General features: G+C 34.5%; 18 protein-coding genes. 3 read left to right on the top strand and 15 right to left on the bottom strand.

The genetic code is table 11. From position 1 onward, the window contains the following. Positions 1-29: 29 nt before the first annotated feature. Positions 30-854 (bottom strand): DUF5694 domain-containing protein, encoded by an 825-nt coding sequence (locus LNQ81_RS17095; RefSeq protein WP_229948853.1) that lies wholly within the window; start codon positions 852-854, stop codon positions 30-32. 185 nt (positions 855-1,039) lie between these two features. Between LNQ81_RS17095 and LNQ81_RS17100 the strand changes: the two genes are divergently transcribed. Both LNQ81_RS17100 and LNQ81_RS17105 read left to right on the top strand, forming a co-directional pair. After that, positions 1,040-2,080, top strand: coding sequence for a sensor histidine kinase (locus LNQ81_RS17100; RefSeq protein WP_229948855.1), 1,041 nt, complete (start codon positions 1,040-1,042; stop codon positions 2,078-2,080). After that, the gene (locus LNQ81_RS17105; protein ID WP_229948856.1) at positions 2,077-2,790 is read left to right on the top strand and encodes a LytR/AlgR family response regulator transcription factor; all 714 of its coding nucleotides are present in this window, start codon (positions 2,077-2,079) and stop codon (positions 2,788-2,790) included. Before LNQ81_RS17100 ends, LNQ81_RS17105 begins: the two co-directional genes overlap by 4 nt. Positions 2,791-3,048: 258 nt before the next feature. Here LNQ81_RS17105 and LNQ81_RS17110 read toward each other — a convergent pair whose 3' ends face one another. From LNQ81_RS17110 to LNQ81_RS17170, 13 genes are all read right to left on the bottom strand, one after another. After that, positions 3,049-3,666, bottom strand: a complete 618-nt coding sequence (locus LNQ81_RS17110; protein ID WP_418887956.1) for a Type 1 glutamine amidotransferase-like domain-containing protein — start codon at positions 3,664-3,666, stop codon at positions 3,049-3,051. 819 nt (positions 3,667-4,485) lie between these two features. Further along, positions 4,486-5,730: a threonine ammonia-lyase IlvA gene (gene ilvA / locus LNQ81_RS17115; protein ID WP_229948859.1), complete on the bottom strand. Its 1,245-nt coding sequence runs from the start codon at positions 5,728-5,730 to the stop codon at positions 4,486-4,488. Then, positions 5,727-6,773: a ketol-acid reductoisomerase gene (ilvC, locus tag LNQ81_RS17120; protein ID WP_229948861.1), complete on the bottom strand. Its 1,047-nt coding sequence runs from the start codon at positions 6,771-6,773 to the stop codon at positions 5,727-5,729. The genes ilvA and ilvC overlap by 4 nt, the downstream gene beginning before the upstream one ends. Positions 6,774-7,000: 227 nt before the next feature. Further along, complete coding sequence (gene ilvN / locus LNQ81_RS17125; protein WP_229948863.1) at positions 7,001-7,501, bottom strand: acetolactate synthase small subunit; 501 nt, start codon at positions 7,499-7,501, stop codon at positions 7,001-7,003. Positions 7,502-7,521: 20 nt separating this feature from the next. Then, entirely contained in the window at positions 7,522-9,216 is a 1,695-nt protein-coding gene (gene ilvB, locus LNQ81_RS17130; RefSeq protein WP_229948865.1) for a biosynthetic-type acetolactate synthase large subunit, read from the bottom strand. Positions 9,217-9,413: 197 nt separating this feature from the next. Next, entirely contained in the window at positions 9,414-11,099 is a 1,686-nt protein-coding gene (ilvD, locus tag LNQ81_RS17135; protein ID WP_229948866.1) for a dihydroxy-acid dehydratase, read from the bottom strand. 672 nt (positions 11,100-11,771) lie between these two features. Next, positions 11,772-12,278: an LPXTG cell wall anchor domain-containing protein gene (locus tag LNQ81_RS17140; RefSeq protein ID WP_229948868.1), complete on the bottom strand. Its 507-nt coding sequence runs from the start codon at positions 12,276-12,278 to the stop codon at positions 11,772-11,774. 121 nt (positions 12,279-12,399) lie between these two features. Continuing rightward, positions 12,400-13,032, bottom strand: coding sequence for a hypothetical protein (locus tag LNQ81_RS17145; RefSeq protein ID WP_229948869.1), 633 nt, complete (start codon positions 13,030-13,032; stop codon positions 12,400-12,402). A gap of 19 nt (positions 13,033-13,051) precedes the next feature. Further along, positions 13,052-13,687, bottom strand: coding sequence for a LysE family translocator (locus LNQ81_RS17150; RefSeq protein ID WP_229948871.1), 636 nt, complete (start codon positions 13,685-13,687; stop codon positions 13,052-13,054). A gap of 547 nt (positions 13,688-14,234) precedes the next feature. Next, complete coding sequence (locus tag LNQ81_RS17155) at positions 14,235-14,951, bottom strand: DNA alkylation repair protein (protein ID WP_229948872.1); 717 nt, start codon at positions 14,949-14,951, stop codon at positions 14,235-14,237. 268 nt (positions 14,952-15,219) lie between these two features. Beyond that, positions 15,220-15,708, bottom strand: a complete 489-nt coding sequence (locus LNQ81_RS17160; protein ID WP_229948873.1) for a PaaI family thioesterase — start codon at positions 15,706-15,708, stop codon at positions 15,220-15,222. Between the two features lie 244 nt (positions 15,709-15,952). Continuing rightward, positions 15,953-17,065, bottom strand: coding sequence for a helix-turn-helix transcriptional regulator (locus LNQ81_RS17165; RefSeq protein WP_229948875.1), 1,113 nt, complete (start codon positions 17,063-17,065; stop codon positions 15,953-15,955). Continuing rightward, positions 17,065-18,651 (bottom strand): AraC family transcriptional regulator, encoded by a 1,587-nt coding sequence (locus LNQ81_RS17170; protein ID WP_229948876.1) that lies wholly within the window; start codon positions 18,649-18,651, stop codon positions 17,065-17,067. The genes LNQ81_RS17165 and LNQ81_RS17170 overlap by 1 nt, the downstream gene beginning before the upstream one ends. Positions 18,652-19,464: 813 nt before the next feature. Here LNQ81_RS17170 and LNQ81_RS17175 point away from each other — a divergent pair. After that, positions 19,465-20,733: a DUF11 domain-containing protein gene (locus LNQ81_RS17175; protein WP_229948878.1), complete on the top strand. Its 1,269-nt coding sequence runs from the start codon at positions 19,465-19,467 to the stop codon at positions 20,731-20,733. 219 nt (positions 20,734-20,952) lie between these two features. Here LNQ81_RS17175 and LNQ81_RS17180 read toward each other — a convergent pair whose 3' ends face one another. Next, positions 20,953-21,615, bottom strand: a complete 663-nt coding sequence (locus LNQ81_RS17180) for a toxin-antitoxin system YwqK family antitoxin (protein ID WP_229948880.1) — start codon at positions 21,613-21,615, stop codon at positions 20,953-20,955. Between the last annotated feature and the right edge of the window lie 34 nt (positions 21,616-21,649).

The raw sequence follows: 21,649 nt of genomic DNA on the forward strand, positions 1-21,649 counted from the left end.
ATCGCTGTTCCCTGTTTCCAGTTCCCTTTTTACTTAAACTTCTTTAAATAATCTAACGTATTCACTAGTTCATATTTAGGACTACGCTCTAACCACATATTAAAGAAAGCAGTATGAGATGATCCCATTAGGATAAACACTCTATCATTCTCTGTTAATGGTATCTGATTTAAATTAGAATACATAATCAGGTTTCTGTGATAATACTTAGCAGCCTCATCAGCTCCCTCTGATTTACCAGGAGAAGACACATGTGTTAGCATATCCGCATTTAGATTGATATAAGCATCTAATGATTTCTTAGTATTCGTATTATATAGCATCTTCTGTACATTACCTCCTTCATCACTAGCCCTTAATTGTCTTAAAACAACGTTTATATAGTCATCATAAATTGCTTTGTCATTATACTCAGGGATATTTTTATTCACCATATAGTTATATCCTTTGCTATAATCTATACCATATAATTTCTTCACTCCTGCTAATCTCCCTAATTCGAATCCTAACAAGTGAACTTCGTTAGGATCAACTATCTTTATATTAGGATCTTTCAAATAAGACTGGTATAGTTCATTTAAAACCTCCATAGTACTTGCTCTTTGCTCTAGTACGATTACAGTAGGTTTAAACTCTGCTATAGCTTTAGCTACTTCGTGTACCATCGCTTTGTTCTTAGCGTCATTCTCATCAAATTCAGCCTTGTTAGAATCCGAAGTATATCCCATATGGAAAGTTCCCATATTAAGCACAGGGATACGCTTATTTAATTTTAAGTCCTCGTTTATTTGAGCATTGGCAATTTGCCCTCCCATTAAACACATTGTAAGTAAGCTGAATAATTTAGTTTTCATAATTTTAATTGGTTTGTTTTGTGATGTTGTGAGTTGAAACTTTATAGTGTTTCTTCTTATTCACATGACAAAGATGCAGTACTTCATACTTACTATTTTTCCTTTTTCGACCAACGCCTCATTTTATCCGATAAACACCCTTTAATAGAAAGCGAAGTTTTAATAGCTTTACAAAAACATTATTTATGAAGCCATTAGAAGTATTATCAACAAAAGAAGAAGTGCGTTTACACGCATTCTTATGGTTATTCTTAATCTATGCACGCTATGTTCACTTGGATTATAATGCTCCTTATTTGATAACGTTTACAGACTTTTCTCTATTTAACAACACCTTTATAATAATCTTTGTCACTGTCTTTTACTTCCACTATCTGTGTATTATGCCTAGAGTAATGCAGAAATTCACGTGGAAAAGAGTGTTTTTAGGATTACTAACGGCTTATGTATTCTTTACGTTAATAAGAGCTATAATAGAACAAGTATTAACGGTGTGGATATGGGGGCTTCAAAACTATTTCCCAGGTACACCTGCATGGTTCTATATAACTGATAATATCTACTTTAGTATGATACCTATTGCTATGGCTACGATCACCTATATTATCATCCACTTAATACGCAGTCTACAACTAAACAAAATCATACAGGAGCAAAAGAATGATGCTGAATTGCGTTTCTTAAAGTCTCAGATAAACCCTCACTTTATCTTTAATACCCTAAATAACATTTACTCTTTAGTCTATCAAAAATCAGAACAGGCGTTACCTGCCATAGATAAGTTAAGTCAACTCATGCGTTATATGACTTACGAAACAGAACATAATAACGTCGAACTTCAAAAGGAGATCAACTATATCCAAGACTTTATTGACCTAGAGAAAATGCGTATCGCAGGAGAGGTACAACTCAAACTAACCATTGACATAGAGAATCCCAATCTACTAATCCCCCCCTTGTTATTACTGCCCTTCATAGAGAATGGCTTTAAACACGGGCTATTAACAGAACGAGAACATCCCTTTATGATACTTATTACACAAAAAGACAATCGCCTAGAGTTATATACTCAAAACAAATCAAATAAGTATAATAAAGATATGACTAGTGGTATCGGTTTGACCAATATCCGCAAGCGATTAGACTTGCAGTTTCCTACTAAACACAACTTGACTATTACAGAAGAAGAGAATATCTTTACGTGCCAACTAACGATCGAATTATGAAGTCTATCCGATGCTATATCTTAGATGACGAACCACTAGCTGTAGCTCTATTAAGTGACTATGTACAGAAGTCACCCCAGCTAGAGTTAGTAGGTAGCTCTACCTCTGCCCTAACTGCTTTAGCTCAGTTGCAGCAGTTAGAAGTAGACTTGTGCTTTATAGATATACAGATGCCTGAGTTGACTGGTCTACAGATTATGAATCTACTAGGCAGAAAAACATATTTTATCATTACCTCAGCCTATAATCAATACGCATTAGAGGGATATGAGCATAATGTGATTGACTATCTCCTAAAACCTATTACTTACGAGCGATTCTTTAAGAGTATACAAAAAGCAATGCCTATCGTAGAACAAAATAATGTACCACTAACTCCTACTGTACTAACAAAGCAAGAGAACCACTTATTCATTAAATCGGATGGCAAGCACATCAAAGTACTATTTGATGATCTGAAGTATGTAGAAGGGCTAAAAGATTATCTTGTACTCCATCTAAAGAATGAACGTCTTATCACGCTAAGTACTTTAAAAGAAATGGAAGATAAACTTCCTAACCAACAGTTTATACGCGTGCATAAATCCTATATTATCAATAAGCAACACCTCGACACGATAGAGCGAAATAGACTCTATATCGATAAGGCTATTATCCCGATAGGGGATACGTATAAGAAGACAGTATTAGGACAGTTACTAAAAGAATAAAATACTAAAAAAATAGAGGCTACATTACTGTAGCCCCCATCGTTTTTTTCAAAACACTTTTGTTTTATGAATAACCTTATAAAAGAAAACTCACTTAGTAAACAAAAAGTTGACAAATGATAAGTGTGTGTGTTTATCAACCTTTAACAATTCTGCTTTTAGGTTAGTGCAAGCTAGTAAATACTTGCTTTTTTTCAAACACTAAATACTGATACTATTCAAACAAAATATACGATAATTGATATAATTTGATTTGATTTATATAGATAACACCATTGTATCTTGATCTTGGACAATCATAACTTGGTAATTACTAAGTAATACTAAAGGCAACTTATCCTTATATTTTTGATAGACCTCTTCTGCTACTGTCGCAAAAGGTTCACTACCGTAGTGTACTAATGGATACTGATCTGTCACCCCCATCGCATTATACGCTGTCAACTTAGGAGCAAATGACTTATCATCCATCAGCCCTATATATTGAATATTAGGTGACATAACAACACTACCAGCAGAAGTACCAATATATAACTTTCCTTTAGAGACCTGTTCTTTTATCAATAGATCTGCACCTGTTTCCTTTAATATTTGAAGTAAGTAAAACGAGTTACCTCCCGAAATGAATATATAGTCATTAGAAGTAATCTTATTCTTAATATCCGCACTGCTAGCAGTGCTTAATTCTAATACATCTACTATAATACCAAGACTCTCAAAAGCCTTCTTATCATTCTCTACATGCCCGACATACTTCTCTACTATACTTGCAGTAGGAATAAAAGTTACCTTCTTACCTGCTACCTCTTCCTCTGCAAAACTTTTAAATAAACTAACTACATCAGAGAACGATGAACTTAAAAACATCTTTATCATACTACTCAAATTATATAGTGTCTAAATTACAATTCTTACAGATATCTTTTAACTATTAATTATAGCTATTTTAGAAAGTCAAAAGTTGCTAAATATAGCTCAAATCCCCCTGTAAATAGAGCATTAAACAGTATCATTAGGTACATCCCAAATAACTCCCATATCGCTTTATACCTCACTAATATTCCGCAACAATTTAATACACCCTATGTAAACGTATCGATATAATTCATATATTTATCACATATACTTGCACTGTATATGTATTCTCAAAATTTGCATATCCTTACGCAAATAACAACCTCAACTCACTACATTTAACGAGGTAAAAAATTCAATTTCAAAAATTCACCACCATCAACTTTAACACTTGATTTAACACAAAATCCAGCATTCATGCAGTCTCACTTGTGGTTTATTCGGGGCTTGTTCGGAAAAACCCCCTATTTTCCGAAGAAGTTCCGAACAATCCCCGAACAACGTTCAAACAAACCTTCTACAAGCCACGCTATCACTGAGTTTACAGCACATACAAAACCACTAAAAAACAATCATTTGTTAAAATTTTAACAACAAATAATAAGTACCAATCGACTATTTTTTTATAAAAAAAACTGTTTTTATAATCATTCTAAAAATGAAAATATTAATCACAAGAAACTCAAAATGAACCATAATCTATTTTATTCTGTATCAAATAGGTTATTAGAAATATTCTCTAAAAGTAAATAGCTTATTATGTCTCCTCTAAATAAAATACTCTCATTAATTCAAAAAAAGGTTTTACATCGCTGTAAAACCTTTTTTTGAAGTCATTAATTACCCAACAAGATGTGTAAACAGTGCTTCGTTATCGTTTAAATATTGATAACTAAACTTGCGCTTCTCTAATTTATCCACTAAGAGATCATAATCTAATCTATCTGCTAATTCTATTCCTACCACAGCAGGTCCGCGTTCTCGATTGTTCTTCTTCGAAAACTGAAAGTAAGTGATATCATCACATTCCCCTAATACTTCATTCAGGAACTCTTTAAGTGCTCCTGGTCGTTGTGGAAAGTTGATAATAAAGTAATGCTTTAATCCCTCGTATAATAGCGAACGCTCTTTGATCTCTTCTGTTCTGGTTATATCATTATTACTTCCACTGACTACACAGACTACTTTCTTCCCGACTAACTTATCCTTATAGAGGTCTAAGGCTGCGATACTCAATGCTCCTGCAGGTTCTACTACTAGTGCCTCTTCATTATAAAGCTTGAGAATAGTCGTACACACTTTCCCTTCAGCAACTGTAATCACTTCGTGCAAACTCTCCTTACAGATAGCGAAAGTCAAATCACCTACTCTCTTTACAGCAGCTCCATCTACGAACGTATCTACTGTATCTAGTGCCGTGTTCTCATTCGCTTGTATCGACTTATGCATCGATGCTGCGCCTATAGGCTCTACTCCGATAATCTTAGTATGGGGGCTAAGGTGCTTAAATACAGTACTCACTCCTGACGCTAACCCTCCACCACCGATAGGGACGAATACATAGTCGATAGGCTCTTTCACAGCCTGTAATATCTCCAAAGCGACTGTTCCCTGACCTGCAATAACTTCCTCATCATCAAAAGGGTGTATAAATACAGCCTGATGCTCTTTACAATATTGGCTTGCTTCAGCAAAACAAGCGTCAAAAGTATCTCCTTTTAGCACAATCTCCACTTTCTCCTTTCCAAATAATCTGACCTGATTTATCTTCTGCTTTGGAGTTGTAACAGGCATAAATATAGTCGCGTGTATGTCTAGTTGCAGACAAGCGAAGGCTACTCCCTGCGCGTGATTACCCGCACTAGCACACACTACCCCTCCAGACTTTTGGTCTGGAGTAAGTGTGGTAGTTTTATTATAGGCTCCTCTTAATTTATAAGACCTTACGGGTTGTAAGTCCTCTCTCTTCAAATAAATATCAGCTTGATAAAGCGCACTTAGATTGAGATTCTTGATAAGAGGAGTCTGCACGACGACTCGTGCTATGTTTTGTTGTGCTTGATATACTTTCGTTAATAGATTCATGCTTTTGATGGTCTTAGTTTACGCACTGCAACACCTGTTTGCCACAGTTCACTTTCTCTTAGTTCTTTTAATTCCTCTTCAAGTTTAGCTCTATAATCTTTCTTGCTATTGGCAATGATTACGATTTCGGCTTCTCGTCCTGAAGCTACACTCTCATATAATTCTGTAAATACAGGTGTAGTGGCATCTCTAAACTTGTCTTTCCAATCTAAAGCTCCTCGTTGAGCAGTAGTAGAACAATTAGAATACATCCAATCCATTCCGTTATCGGCTACTAAAGGCATTAAACTCTGTGTCAACTCTTCTACTGTCTCATTAAACGCCTCGCTAGGTGTATGTCCTTTGGCTCTTAATACGTTATACTGTGCCTCAAAGATACCTGCGATAGCCCCCATTAATACTCCTCTCTCTCCTGTCAAATCACTATAGGCTTCTTTCTCAAAAGTTGTCTCAAACATATACCCCGAACCAATAGCGATACCTACTGCTAAGGCACGCTCCTGTGCTTTGCCTGTTGCATCTTGGAAGATGGCATAGCTAGAATTTAGCCCACACCCCTTTAAAAACAACGTACGCAGTGATGTACCCGATCCCTTAGGTGCTACTAAGAACACATCTACATCTGCTGGTGGAATGATATTCGTCTTCTCGTGAAATGCAACACCAAAACCGTGTGAAAAATACAATGCCTTACCCGCTATTAGATTTGCCTTCACTGCATCCCAAGTGTGAATCTGTCCTGCATCAGACAATAGGTTCATCACGATAGTCCCTTTCTGACACGCTGTCTCAATATCAAATAAGTCTTTGCCTTCTATCCATCCATCTGCAAGTGCCTTATTCCAACTATCAGAGTCCTTGCGTTGACCTACGATTACATTTATCTTATTATCTCTAAGGTTTTGAGCTTGACCTGGACCTTGTACTCCATAACCGATTACAGCTAGTACCTCATTCTTTAATACTCCTCTTGCTTGTTCAAGTGTGAATTCTTCTCTTGTTACAACGTTTTCTAATGTTCCTCCGAAATTGATTTGTCCCATTTTTATAGTTTTTTTGATTTTGTTTTTTTTGTGATTTCCCCTATCGAGCCGGCTGGCTCCATCATTAAAAATGTCTACTAGACATTTTCTTAACGTTTGGCCCTGTGATGTCGTGATGTTGTGATGTCGAGACACCGTAACGAATTACCAATACATCTCCGTTTTCTGTTCCTTATTCCCCGTTTCCCGCTCCCTGTTTCCCGCTCCCTGTTTCCTGTTTCTCCTATTTAAATTCTAAATTCATAGTTCATAGGCTTAGTAATCGCTACTCTACCTGATCGGGTGAACTCTAGTATCCCGAAGCTAGATAATTGGGTGAATAGACTCTCTATTTCTTCGATATATCCTGTCTTTTCGATAGCGATAAACTCCTTATCTACAGATAATATTCTCGCTTGGCTCTCTCTAATAATCTGTTCGACTTCCTTATTAGACATTAGCTCTGTTTTGACTTTATATAGTGCTAACTCCTGATAAATGATATCCTCATTCATATAAGCGCATACCTTAAAGACTTCTACTAGTCGTTCGAGTTGTCCGATTAGCTTATCGACTTGCTCTTGCGTGCTTTTAAATACGACAGTATACTTAAACACTTGCTTTATTTCTGACTCTGATACAGTCAAGCTATCTAGGTTAATATGCCTACGGGTAAACACATTAGCTATCCTTGTAAGCATACCGATGCTATTCTCTGTAAATACTGATAATGTGAATTCTTCTTTCATACCTTTTTTGTTTATACCCTTTATTTCAACAACACCTCTGATACACTCGCTCCTGTGGGAATCATCGGAAATACATTCTCTTCTTTCTCTACGACTACTTCTAATAGATACGCCTTCGGGTGAGCTAATAACTCTTCTAACGCTTGTCTTAAATCACTAGACTGAGTTACTTTTTCACCTTCTATATTATAGGATTTCGCTATACCTACGAAGTTTGGGTTGTTCATTTCAGTGAAGCTATATCTCTTCTCAAAGAACATTTGTTGCCACTGTCTTACCATCCCTAAGAAGCTATTGTTTAGGATGATGATCTTCACTGCAATATCACTTTGCATAATCGTCCCTAGCTCTTGTATATTCATCTGAAAACCACCATCCCCTGCTATGGCAACTACTGTCTGCTTAGGATTACCAAGTTTGGCACCCATTGCTGCAGGTAGTGCAAACCCCATCGTTCCCAATCCACCGGATGTAATATTAGTTTTGGCAGTATTATACTGATTATTTCGAGCTGTAATCATTTGATGTTGACCTACATCCGTTACTATTATAGCCTCGCCATTAGTCAATTCTGTCAATAGTTTCACTACATCCTCCATCAGTATTTTATCAGCAGTTATCTCCTCTCTGTGTTTAGCTAATTGTTCTTGTTCATACATTTTGCCTTGTTTAAATTCTCCTAGCCAAGCAGCGTGTGTAGTCGGCTCTACTAAACCAATCAACGTTCTCAAAGCCTCCTTAGCATCACTGTGTATGGGGATTTCCGCCTTGATAATCTTATTTAACTCTGCCGCATCAATATCAATGTGAATAACCTTAGCTTGTGTAGCATATTTAGACACATCCCCTGTCACTCGATCATCAAACCTCATCCCAATAGCGATTAGTACATCACACTCATTGGTCTTAATATTTGCAGCGTAGTCTCCGTGCATACCTAGCATACCACAGAAATTAGGATGGTTACTAGGCAATGCTCCTAATCCCAATAATGTCGATGCAGTGGGAATACCTGTCTTCTCTACAAACTCCTTTAACTCTTGCTCTGCGTGACCTAATAGTATCCCTTGCCCAATTAATAAATAAGGCTTCTTCGCATTATTGATTAAGTCAGATGCGTTGATTAGTTGTGCCAAATCTGGTTGTGGTTGCGGGTTATAACTTCTCACCCCTATACACTTCTCGTACTTAAAAGTTGTCAGTTCAAACTGCGCATCTTTCGTGATGTCAATAACCACAGGTCCCGGTCTTCCTGACCTAGCTAGATAAAACGCCTTAGCGATAGTAGGTGCAATCTCAGAGGCTTTCGTCACTTGAAAATTCCACTTGGTAATCGGCATAGAAATACCAATCACATCAGTCTCTTGAAAGGCATCTGTCCCTAATAGCTTAGAGGCTACCTGCCCTATGATACATACTACAGGAGTAGAATCAATATAAGCATCTGCTAGCCCTGTGATTAGATTAGTGGCTCCTGGCCCTGAAGTAGCAAATACTACTCCTACGGTACCTGATGCTCGTGCAAAGCCTTGTGCTGCGTGTATTGCTCCTTGTTCGTGACGTACTAAGATGTGTTCTAACTCATTCATCTTGTCATAAAGTGCGTCATAGATAGGCATAATAGCTCCTCCCGGATACCCAAATATTGTCTGAACTTCTTCACACAACAAAGAAGATATTACTGCCTGTGCTCCTGTTATTTGTTCTTGTTGCATAATTTGTTTTTTTGTGATGTTGTGATGTCGTGATTTCCCCTCGTGCGCCGGCTGGCTCTATCACTAAAAATGTCTACTAGACATTTTCTTGACGTTTAGCCCTGCGATGTCGTGGTATGATGAAAACATCTAAAGATGTTTTAGGTGGGCCTATAGTAATACGTCCCTACCGTTATGGTGTCACAAACACGTAATTCTTAATTCGTAATTTTATCTGTAATGCATCCTTCTGATGCGTCTGCTACACTGTTTAGATATTTATACAATACCCCTTTTTTAAACTTCAGTTCAGGTCTTTGCCACTTTGCTTTCCGAGTTTCTAATACCTCTGTATCTACTAGTAAATCAAGTCTCCTATTCTCTACATCAATACTGATCATATCGCCATTCTCAACTAAGGCAATAGCTCCTCCATCATAAGCTTCAGGGGTGACGTGTCCCACCACAAAACCGTGTGTTCCCCCTGAGAAACGACCATCCGTGATTAGGGCTACACTATTTCCTAGACCCGCACCCATAATAGCTGAAGTAGGTTTAAGCATTTCGGGCATTCCCGGGCCTCCTTTAGGACCACAATAGCGAATCACGATTACTTCTCCTGGCTGTATTTCTTTCGCTGAGACACTTGTGATCACTGCATACTCATCATCAAATACTCGAGCTGGCCCCTTAAAGAACGTTCCCTCCTTACCGCTTATCTTCGCTACACTACCACGCTCAGCAAGATTGCCATATAGGAACTGTAAGTGTCCACTTTCCTTAATCGGAGTAGTCAAATCCACTATCACGTCTTGCCCTGCAGTTAAGTCTTTTGCTTCACTTAGATTCTCTCTAACAGTTTTGCCTGTAACTGTTAAACAGTCTCCGTGTAGTAACCCCTGCTCTAACAAATACTTCATAATAGCTGGTACACCACCTATCTTATGCAAGTCTTCCATTAGGTATTTCCCACTTGGTTTTAAATCTGCCAACACAGGTACTCGATCACTAATCTTCTGAAAGTCTAGCAGCGTAATCTCTAGATCTACTGAATTCGCCATCGCGATCAAGTGTAGTACAGCGTTAGTAGAACCACCAAGCGCTATAACCATCGTCATCGCATTCTCAAAAGCCGCAAGTGTCATAATATCTTTTGGCTTTATGTCTTTCTCTAACAAGTTCTTTAGGGCTTCTCCTGTGTGTAGACATTCCTCTTTCTTCTCTGTACTCAAGGCAGGATAAGAAGAGCTATAAGGCAAGCTCATCCCCAATGCTTCTATTGCTGAAGCCATCGTATTAGCGGTGTACATCCCACCACAAGCTCCTGCTCCTGGGCAAGCATTCTTAATCACTCCCTTATAATCTTCATCCGAAATAGAGTTGCTAAACTTCTTGCCTAATGCTTCAAAAGCAGAGACAATATTTAGTGATTCTCCCTTGTACTTACCTGAGTGAATACTTCCTCCATAAACCATAATAGACGGTCTATTAAGCCTTCCCATCGCTATAATAGCCCCTGGCATATTCTTATCACAACCCGGGATAGCAATAACACCATCATACCACTGTGCACTCACTACAGTCTCAATAGAATCAGCGATAATATCACGAGATACCAATGAGAACTTCATCCCCTCTGTACCATTCGATATTCCGTCACTTACACCGATGGTATTAAAAATTAGCCCTACTAGATCACTGTGTTTTACCCCTTGTTTCACCTGCTTAGCCAAGTCATTTAAGTGCATATTACAAGTGTTGCCCTCATACCCCATACTAACGATACCGACCTGTGCTTTATTTAGATCTTCCTCCGTAAGCCCAATACCATAGAGCATAGCTTGTGCGGCAGGTTGTGTTTGATCTTGTGTGATTACACGGCTGTATTTGTTTAAAACATTCATATTTCTAGTTTTTGGTTATGTTATCGCTTTGACCTATTTCATATTCAATACTCTAGAAGTAAATACTATAAACAAAAAAAGCCTCCCGTTATGGGAGGCTTCAAATATTCTTTATCTCTAGATAGAAAAAATTAGCATAGCAGCTCCCGTGCAAATGTGTTTACCACAATCACAATAATTAGGACCACTAAAATGCTTACTAAATTTCTCATTTTACTTTCGGAATTATAGGTCAAAGATATAAATTGATTTAACAATTCCAAATAAAAAAACACACAACAACTTACATTTTCATCAAACAACAACCATTTTATCAAAATAAAAAACAAATAAACACAGTATAAAATATAAAAATATCAATACACACAACATCAGTCTAAAATATTTTTAACATTTACAACTCTATTTACTTTCCTATTAAGAACACATTCATAAGCTAAAGCTAGTACTATACTCGTTTTACCTCAACTTTACCTAACAGTCAAAAAAAGTATCTATTTAAGCTTATTTTGACTCAAAAAAGCCTTAAATAACCTCTATTTAGTTCAAAAAACAAACATTCGGGCTTATTTATAAATGTTGCTAAAAAAAGTGGAAATAATTTTACTGAATAGGTATAAATGCAAAAAGGACACTCGTAAAAGTGTCCTTTTTGTGTATAAGATTGTCTAATTACTCTTCAGACTCTTCCATAAAATCCTCTAAGCTCAAACATAAAAGGTGTGTTTTAGTAACTCCGTCTGATTTTGTACTGACTGTATTTTCGGGTTCAGTAAATAAGTAATCTATAGTAATTCCCTTAACTCTCTGTACTTCTTTAGGCATAATTAATACATCTTCCTCATCATCTTTAGCTACATTCGAACCGTAATATATATACTCAAGCCCTAGTGGTTGTTCCGAATTATTAATGATATAAGTGAATTTACCATAACTTGTTTTTGCATCACCTAAGATAGTAGGAAACAAGATTGCTTCTTCTGTATACTGTTCACAGGCTTCTACAGTTAAGCACCTAGGTACATTAAGATTGATAACAACTAATAAGATAACTGTTCCTATCATAATTAAACTGCTTATTCCTCCCTTATTTCGTCTTTTAAATAACAGATAAAGTATACCTGCTATTACTACTATTACACCTATGATGATGTAATATGTACTCATTGATGCTATCATATTTATATTAATTTTAAAAGTTAAACAAATATACAAACAACAACTAATAAGTATAATCATAACAATATTTTATATTAATTTAAGTAATATACACAAAAAAAAGCAACTATATATCCAATAGTTACTCTCCCTCATCAATCGTTGTCTTTCCTAAGAAAGCTTGATCCACATTAATAAAGATAAGTTTAGGAGTCTCCTCTTTATAGAGTGCTTTATTCTTCACTACTGTACGCACAGCTTCATATACTTGCTTCTTTAAAAGGCGACTCCAAAAGACAATTATTGTATGCTGATGTTCATCTTCTAATGAGAAATGGTATAACTGTTTTATCTGTTGTAGATCAATATCTAATACAGGCATACTTGATTTGGGCGGGCATTGTTCAAACCTATTCTCCTCATTCCAATTCAGCTTCCACGTCCAATAATCCAATGGAACATTACAGCTCGAGTGAAATGAAACTAAGTTATCCTGTTTAAAATATAATATTTGTATCGGCTTAGTCAAAACATATTGTTTATCAGATTCTACTAAAGAAGAATACCCTATAAACTGCTCATTCGTACTCACTATAAACTGAGCAGAATCAGAATAAATCTCTTTGATTTTCTCAACGGATTTGTCATAATCCTTCTGAGAGAATATCTCTATCTCTTGCAACCCCACTAGCTTAAATATAATAGTCTCTGAAAAAACTAGTACGATACTAATGAGCACTACTAAAGTCAATAAAACGATATATCTCTTTCTCATTATAACATCTAATTATAGTCTACTTTCCTTTCGAGATCGCCATTTTAAAGGCTAAAAATAACAATACACTTCCCATAAACCACTTTTGGATTTTTACCCATAGTGGCTGTCTTTGAAAGAATACTGCCATTCTCGCTGCAAATAGTATAATCAATAGGTTATTGATAAAGCTCACTACCAATTGCGTTGTCCCCAATGTCAAACTTTGTAAAAAGATAGAACCATACACAGGCTTGATAAACTGAGGGAATAGCGATAGATAAAACACTGCGACTTTAGGGTTTAATACATTAGTTAAAAAACCGATAGAGAACAGCTTGCGTGGAGAATCAGTCTTGATGGTCTGTTCTACATCAAACATATTTTTGCTGTTTGGCTTTAAGGCTTGAAACGCTAGATACACCAAGTATAAGGCACCTGTCCACTTTAAAATAGCATAGGCATACGGGATAGTAAATAGAATAGCAGTCAATCCAAAAGACACTAAAACAATGTGAAACAAGAATCCACTCATCACTCCCATCAAGGAAATAAGCCCTGCTTTCTTGCCTTGAGATAGTGTTCTAGAGATTAGGTAAAGCATATTAGGCCCCGGTGTTATCGCTAGCACTATAGCTGCCATAGCGAATAACAGTAAATCTTGTATTGGAATCATAAAATAAGGATTGGTTTAGTCTGCTCCAAATGTAGTTTTAAAATTGTAAAAAGTAGTTTTGTTTTTTAAATATTATAGGGTTAATGGTTAACGGTTGACAGTTTTAGACTGCGGTTAAAAGCTTAATAACCTTACGAAGTGATAAAACTAAGTACCCTATAAAATATCCTAGACTTACGAAGTCCCTAACGGCCTGGACAGATAAGCGAGTATCAATAGGTGCTAACTCCTTTTAAAAAAAAACTGTAGAGCGACAGCGAGTTAATTTTGTTCCGGAATTGGTGCTGTAATTGACAGCTTAGGAGTTAAAGCCTTGATTTTTTATTACTTTTTTAATCAAGAAAAAAAGTAAAAGAAGAAACCACATAGCATCTAACACGACCTACTTCATCCTAATACCCTTACAAAAAACTAAAGTAAAGTACCCTCCAAATGAGCACTTCGATGTATGATGTGACACACAAAGTATTGTGTCTCTACTAGGTATTCTATACATTGATAGTATTAATAAGGTTCAGTTTACAGTGTACAGTGTACAGTGTACTGCTTACGGTTTCTTCATCGCATTAGTCTTTAGGTCAAGTGGCATTTTTTCGATAGCATAACGCAGCGTAGTACGAGGCATCACTGCTTTATGATCCATAATGAAGTCATACACCTCTCCCTGATGTAGTCTACACGCTTCTTTTAGCATCCACCCCATTCCTTTTTGTACTAAGTCATCTTGGTCTAACATTAATAGAGTGGCTAATTCGAATATTTTAGGAAGATATAATCCCTTCTTGGCAGGTACAACTAGACTCACTACAGCCCCTCTGCGCATCCATCGATTAATAGAACTTGCCCATTGTGTAAGTTGATCTACCTCATTTGGAAACTTGATTAATAAAGGCCCAATAGTAGAACAACATAGCGTATCACAACTCGCCCAATTCTGCACATACTTCTCTAACCAGAGACGGAAGTGTTTGATATCTTTTGCTTCATACTGCTTCAGTAGTTTCTTTGTCAATATACACGCTATATACCCCTCTTCGAAATAAAGCGATTTCCACAACTCATTACACAGCGCATATACTTCTTCCTTCGGTTGCCCTTTAAGCTCGTTATACAACTCTCTACCAATCTTACTAAGTATCTCTTTAGACACGCCATAGACCTTCGCCTTTTCATTTTCTTTAAAGAATCGGTCAGAGATAATCACTCTCTCAGGTTCTATATAATCCTGTAAAGTCTGACGAACATCATTTAATATATCTTTCATAACGTTAGCAATTTACAGATTGAAAGGTATTTTATTTTTTGTTATTCTGCGTTCTTTTGATTGCGAATTATTAGTGCAAAAAAAGCCCACTAGGTGAGGAGTGGGCTTTATATCCTAGTTGCAAAGTCTCCCAGCTTTGAGCAACCTTATAAAACTGACAATTCCTAGTTAATTTAATCTACCTTCAATGTTTTGCTGAAGAATGAAGCATCTCACATATAACGTACACTAAATAGCGAGCCAAAAATCCCTAATTCAAGCGTAGCGTTTACCTAAAGATCATACAGTTTGACACGGCGTGTGCATATAGTTTGCCTTCATCGTCTACTAACTCACATTCTAAGTAAGCGGTAGTTCTACCTTTGTGAATAATTTTCGTTTTAGTCTTTAAAGCAGGTGACTCAGCAGTTATCCTACGCAAGAAGTTAACTTTCAAGTCTAGAGATGTAAAGCTCTCCCCTACTTCTAAGGTACTTAATAATGAGCAGCCGATAGCTGAGTCTAGTACTGTGCTGATAATCCCGCCATGCACACTCCCAATCGGATTATAATGAAACTCCTCTCCTCTTAATTCGAATACTACCTGCCCCTTCTCCACAGAGACTACTCGTGATGATATAGTCTCTTGAATAGGCGCTAGTGGCAGATTCCCCTCGAATACATTCATCAGAAAGTCATATCCATTTAGTTTCTTTGCTTCTTCTAATACTTTAATAGGATCCTCCCAAGAGAAGGTACGTGTTCTATTTGTAGTCATAATTTGGTTTATTTATTATTGTTTAAAACTAAAAGTAATAATTCTAAAAAATAAACTAGCTATTATAAGCCTAAATTAATTTCTAAAAATTTAAAAACAACAGTGCACTTCCTTCCTTTACCCCATAAAAAAACCTTACTACTCTCGTAATTAGGCTTATATAAATTATTCAGTTATTAAGAAATACTAAGATGGTGTATTTGTTTTCTTTCAAAAATGAAATAAACATCTATAAACTAGACATTTACTCCTTATTCCTTCGATACTCAGAAGGAGGAATATTATATCTTTCTTTAAAAACACGATAAAAAGATGAACTAGAACTAAAACCTACCTCAATGCCTATATTCTTAACTGACATATCTGCATAACGCTCATCTGCTAATAATTCTTTTGCTTTTAAAGCCCTAATAGCATTTATATACTGATTAAAGTTTGTATTTAAGTGATTAGAGAACAAATGACTGACTTCATAAGAAGAAGTATTTAATGTGTCTGCTAATGTATTTAATGTCAAATAAGGGTTATAAAAATACTCTTTAGGTAATTGCTCTAGTGCAAAGGCAATATCATTTTGTTTACCCTTGTCGATTGAAGATTTGACATACTTATGAGCTATAGTATTCACTATCTCTTTAGTTTCTATTTCATCCATACTAGAATATGCGTCAACATCTACCACCTGTTCTCTGTAATAGTTTTTAAGCTTATCTATTAAATCATTAGTATTAATAATAGCTATGCAAATGAGAAATATGACTAATAAAATATGACTTAGGTTCTTTAAGTAGTTCAAATAATGTATCACACTACTACTAAAAAGAACTATTGTAGCAAATAATAAACCTATTAAAGCAATATAGATAAGGTAACTTCTACATCTTCTATAAAGTTCCCCTTGTATAAACAAATAGGCAAAATATAAAATCATAGGCAACAATAGACTCCATACAAAAAACTCTATCGGATACTTAAACTGTTCATAAAAATCAAATACAAAAAAGAATATTAAAGCTACTATAGCTAACAGATAAGATCCATATAAGATATTGTAATATTTGCTTAGAGAGAAATTATCTTCATAAGACTCTAAAAAAACAAAATAAATGTTTGGCCAAATCAAAAATAAAAAGCTTAAAGTAATATTACTAAACGAATCAACAGCGTTTAAATACAGTGATAATAAAAAAACAATACTATATACTAAAGCTATAACATTAGACTGTTCCTTTAATCTTAGCGCATATAAGTCACTCTTTTTTGATTTATTAATAAGTAATAAATTAAGCAGACTTATCGATAATAACATCGTGACAACCACTACTATTAAAAGAGAATACAATGTGTACTGTTCCATTAAATATCACTTTTACTTTGTATCTCATTTAGATATTGAATAAAAAATGAGGGATTAACTCCTATTATTTTCTTAAACTCAATCGTAAAGCTACTATGAGACCCAAAACCTATAATCTCTGCTAAATGACCTATTTTATACTTTCTATACTTTTCTTCAAAGCGCAATAATTTGATTACTTCTAATAATCTATACTGAGATAAATAGGCTTTAAAATCTATATTTTTATACTTTCTTAGAATATATGAAATATTTGTCATCTCAGTATCACAGTACTTAGCAAGAGATTCAATAGTAACAAAGCTATCTAAGTACCCTTTTGTCTGTTCAAATTTCTTTAACTTTTCAACAACTTCTTTATCTCCTTCTTCTATAGACTGATTTAACCATAAAACTCCTTGAAACAAGGCATGTAAATTTTCTTCTTTAGTATTTGTTAAACTATATAGAAAATCATTAGCAGTAATATCGTTTACTAAATGCTTCTTTATCTTTTTATGTCTGATAAAGTAAACCGTAGGAATAATAATCAAGACGACTAAGAAGAAAAGTATTACAATAAAATACTTTTTGTTTTTACTTTTAATCTCTTCTTTATAAATGTATTGTTTCTCTAATAACTCATTAACTGTAGTTGTTCTAAAGTTCTCTTTAGCTTGTTTCTCTTGAAGGTATGCCTTATTGTATTTGCTATAATTTTCAAAGTCATTTATACGATCGTAGTACTGACTCAAATAATAATATGTAGTTTCTTTTAAATCTCTACTATTGTTTACTGTAGCTATATGTAAGCCTTTCAAATAATAATCTAATATCGCATCTGATGAAACATTACTTCTCTGCTGATAGTAGACCTGGGCTAATCCTACATAGATATAGCCAGCCGTTAAATCATTCTCTAATAGCTCTTCTTTATTTAAATATAAAAGCCCTTTTTCATAAGCTTCTCTAGCTCTGTCAAATTCTTTCAATTCTAAATAATTAATTCCTTTATTCTGTTCATTAGAAATCAAGTAATGATTATAGCGAAATAATCTCGATGAAATTTGATTAAGATAACTCTCCCCTAAGTGTAAACTCTCTAAAGCTTTGATATAATTTTTTTGTTGATAGTAAAATGAGGACAATAGGTGATAATAATAGTATGTAGAGAAGATACGATCATATTCATTATCAATTTTTGGAAGAACAGATTCAATCTTATCAAAATAAATCTGAGCTTCTGTAAAAAGCTCTAAACGACTATATTCTGCCCCAACAAATCCATATAATCGACTCAACCATTTATAACTTTTGTTTCTCTCTGATAAGTCTATAGCTAACAATGCCTTACTTAATGAATTAGGAATATCAAAATCATCGTGATATAGAAAAGCATTAATAAAAAGCGCATGCACTTTTACATGCACATCGGGATTGTTTTGATAAATTGAGTCAACGATGTAAAAAGCTCTTTTTTGGTCAACTGGCCTTACTTCAGTTAGTATTTTAGCCAACAACATATCAGGGTCCGTTTCCTTTGCCTGTAATGACACATAAAATAAAAGAAATACAAGTGCTAAATTTTTTATTCCTTTTCTTACCATACACTTTCTACTTTATCACATTAAAGTGATTTTATATTGCTATTACACTAAACTATCTCTTGCGAGACAACACTAATAATATTGCCAATAAAACATGTAATTTTTATAAGTACTCTATATTATTATATACTCTATTTTTGATAAAATGAGCTTATTTGTACCTATCAAGCAAAGAACAGAAGAATTTCATACTTTAAAAAATATATAATGTAAAATATAGCTAATTAAACTATAAAAATGCACAAAAAAAACCGCCTTATCCCCCTATAAATATGAATATCATATTTCACATAGTTTTTATCATGATTTACTATAACAAATTATTATTATTTTCTTCTGTTTAATAATAAGAAAGCTACAATATGTACACTTGTTAATTTTCTAAGTTTAAAAATCATCCCCTTCTTTAGTATTTAACTTTTTATACTATACTATTGATTCACACTTTTGGTGATTAACATATGTTTATTTTGTTTAAAAGTATAAATAATAGTGCTTCTTAAGTGTTAAAAATCACATTCTGTATTATTAAATAAAATTTTAATAACTATAAAAGCACTAATACTACATAACAACATAGTATACAATACTTTAAAAATATGTTTCAAATTATTAGTAAGTAATTTAAATTTTTTTGAGAATCATACACTGTACATTTTAGTGAGTTTTGAAACACAAATAGACACCTTGTGATTATTATTATTATTTCTAAAATCAATCTGAAACACTCGTTTATTTTAACAATTATATTCACCCTTACTAAAACAAATAAATACTCATTGAAGTAAATTTTGAAACTCATTAAAAAAAGCCATGATTAAAGAAACAAGAATTCACACTTTAAAAACACTACTATTATTTATAGTATTTTTATTTGCAGCAATGCAAGGGAAGGCTAATAACGTAGATTGTAAAATTCCTGCAGATGCCATTTTACTTACTCCAAATACCTCAACTTTATTAAGTGGTAAAAAGTATTACATCAATCAAGATATTATTCTTACAGGGAATAGTTTAATTCTTGAAGCTAATTCTAAATTATATATCCCTGAGGGTGCAATCCTACAAGCATCAGGAACAATGCATATGAAAGGTGGAGAAATCAATATCTGTGATAATGCAGGTTTTTTCTTTAAAGGAGCTGTAAACATTGGTGAAAAAGGAAGTAAAAATGATGCCATTGTAAATGTAGGTAGCTTTAGTTTCTTCAGCGTCAATGGTTCTATTTCACAATTAGATCCTGCAGATGGAAATAGCAGTAGTACCGGTAAAGCCCAGTTTAATTTAAGTGATGGTGCTAATATCAATGTTTGTGCTACCCTATCTATATCTTCTATTCATTATCCAATGGTTAAATATGTCGGAGGTGGACATGAAACTGCTAATGTAGTAAATAGAGCACCTGCTTCAGGAACTCCTGGAGCTACACTATCGGATTCTTCTTCTGTAAATTGGTTTGCTCTTGCAGGACTAGCACACGTTCTACCTGGTAAAGCTAATCTATGTACAAACGAACAAGCATGTGAATCTATGTGGCCTCCTGGACTAAAAGCTGAAATAGAGGGCATCTGTAGTGAAATAGCAGAATCTAAACCAGCTATCAGGCTTACTAAAGTAGGTGAATTTAATATTACTAGTACTAATCAAGGTTTTGCTTCTATAGGAGAGACAATAACGTATACGTTTAAAATTAAAAACACAGGAAATATTACTTTAAGAAATGTCGTATTAATTGATGAAATGATAGGAACTAGCTTATCACCTCAGTATATGAGTGGAGATACTAACAATAACGGTTTACTAGAAGTAGATGAAGAATGGGTATACACACTTATATATCCTGTTACTCAAGAAGACATTGATAGAAAAGTGGTATATAACATTGCCTCGGCTTCTGCTAAAGATTTCAAGTTCAAACCAGCTACAGCTATATCTTATGACCCTAATCCTTTATCTCTAGATACTCCAGATCATCCAGGTTTACTACCTAGCTGTCAAAAATGTACAATCGTTCTACTAAAAGAGAATAGTTTAATGATAACAAACCCTCATATCATTCAACTTTTAAGAAACTTAGAATAATACATTATTATAAAGTCCCCATTCTATAGGCTTCCTTTTTGTGAAGCCTTTTTTTATTATATGACTAACTACTCTCGTAATTAAGTTTGTATATTCATTTTAATGATATATTTACTACATACTCTTGACACAACTAATAGCTACATTTCTTACTAAATATAATTACAAGAAAGAATACTTAAAACTTTAAATTCTAAACAAAGTATAGATATTACCCCGTTAATACCTCTTAACAGGTCCATCTAACTTATCGTATATATAATTTGCTTCTCCTATTAGTTTTCCGTTTTCATCATATCCCTTAGTCGTTCCATGAAGTGATCCTTCCTTGTAATGTACTTCAGATTTTAGTTGTCCATTTGTGTAATACTGCTTAATTACTCCATCTAATACACCATCCTTATAATTTGCTTCAAGATTTAATTGACCATTCTTATCATACCCCTTTGTTACTCCATTTTCTATTCCATTCTGATAGCTTGATACACCTGATAATTGCCCATTCTCATAATATCCCTTAATCATTCCGTCTAGTACGCCATCCTTATAGTCTGCTTCAGTATGTAGCTTTCCACTTTCGTAATAGCTCTTCTTCATTCCGTCTATCTTTCCTGCCTTATAGTCTACCTCAGCTTTTAGCTTTCCATTCTTATAATATCCCTTCGTTATGCCATGAAGTACGCCATCCACATATCTATCCTCTACATCTAACTGCCCATTCTCATAATAGCTCTTTGCGATACCATTAAACCTCTGTTCTGAATTGATTTCATAAAACACCCCATTTCGTTCTTGAAGGTTTTTAAAATCAACTTCTTTTTCTTTAGCATTACAACTCATTACTGAAATTGCAAGGAATAAGACATATAATACTCTTTTCATAATTATTCAATTAAAAACTACTTTCAACCCAGAA

Source organism: Myroides oncorhynchi (assembly GCF_020905415.1).
Lineage (GTDB): Bacteria > Bacteroidota > Bacteroidia > Flavobacteriales > Flavobacteriaceae > Flavobacterium > Flavobacterium oncorhynchi_A.

Coding starts and splice junctions, on each gene's coding strand:
- LNQ81_RS17095 (WP_229948853.1), bottom strand. CDS start 854: ATGAAAACTAAATTATTCAGCTTACTTACAATGTGTTTAATGGGAGGG.
- LNQ81_RS17100 (WP_229948855.1), top strand. CDS start 1,040: ATGAAGCCATTAGAAGTATTATCAACAAAAGAAGAAGTGCGTTTACAC.
- LNQ81_RS17105 (WP_229948856.1), top strand. CDS start 2,077: ATGAAGTCTATCCGATGCTATATCTTAGATGACGAACCACTAGCTGTA.
- LNQ81_RS17110 (WP_418887956.1), bottom strand. CDS start 3,666: ATGATAAAGATGTTTTTAAGTTCATCGTTCTCTGATGTAGTTAGTTTA.
- ilvA (WP_229948859.1), bottom strand. CDS start 5,730: ATGAATCTATTAACGAAAGTATATCAAGCACAACAAAACATAGCACGA.
- ilvC (WP_229948861.1), bottom strand. CDS start 6,773: ATGGGACAAATCAATTTCGGAGGAACATTAGAAAACGTTGTAACAAGA.
- ilvN (WP_229948863.1), bottom strand. CDS start 7,501: ATGAAAGAAGAATTCACATTATCAGTATTTACAGAGAATAGCATCGGT.
- ilvB (WP_229948865.1), bottom strand. CDS start 9,216: ATGCAACAAGAACAAATAACAGGAGCACAGGCAGTAATATCTTCTTTG.
- ilvD (WP_229948866.1), bottom strand. CDS start 11,099: ATGAATGTTTTAAACAAATACAGCCGTGTAATCACACAAGATCAAACA.
- LNQ81_RS17140 (WP_229948868.1), bottom strand. CDS start 12,278: ATGATAGCATCAATGAGTACATATTACATCATCATAGGTGTAATAGTA.
- LNQ81_RS17145 (WP_229948869.1), bottom strand. CDS start 13,032: ATGAGAAAGAGATATATCGTTTTATTGACTTTAGTAGTGCTCATTAGT.
- LNQ81_RS17150 (WP_229948871.1), bottom strand. CDS start 13,687: ATGATTCCAATACAAGATTTACTGTTATTCGCTATGGCAGCTATAGTG.
- LNQ81_RS17155 (WP_229948872.1), bottom strand. CDS start 14,951: ATGAAAGATATATTAAATGATGTTCGTCAGACTTTACAGGATTATATA.
- LNQ81_RS17160 (WP_229948873.1), bottom strand. CDS start 15,708: ATGACTACAAATAGAACACGTACCTTCTCTTGGGAGGATCCTATTAAA.
- LNQ81_RS17165 (WP_229948875.1), bottom strand. CDS start 17,065: ATGGAACAGTACACATTGTATTCTCTTTTAATAGTAGTGGTTGTCACG.
- LNQ81_RS17170 (WP_229948876.1), bottom strand. CDS start 18,651: ATGGTAAGAAAAGGAATAAAAAATTTAGCACTTGTATTTCTTTTATTT.
- LNQ81_RS17175 (WP_229948878.1), top strand. CDS start 19,465: ATGATTAAAGAAACAAGAATTCACACTTTAAAAACACTACTATTATTT.
- LNQ81_RS17180 (WP_229948880.1), bottom strand. CDS start 21,615: ATGAAAAGAGTATTATATGTCTTATTCCTTGCAATTTCAGTAATGAGT.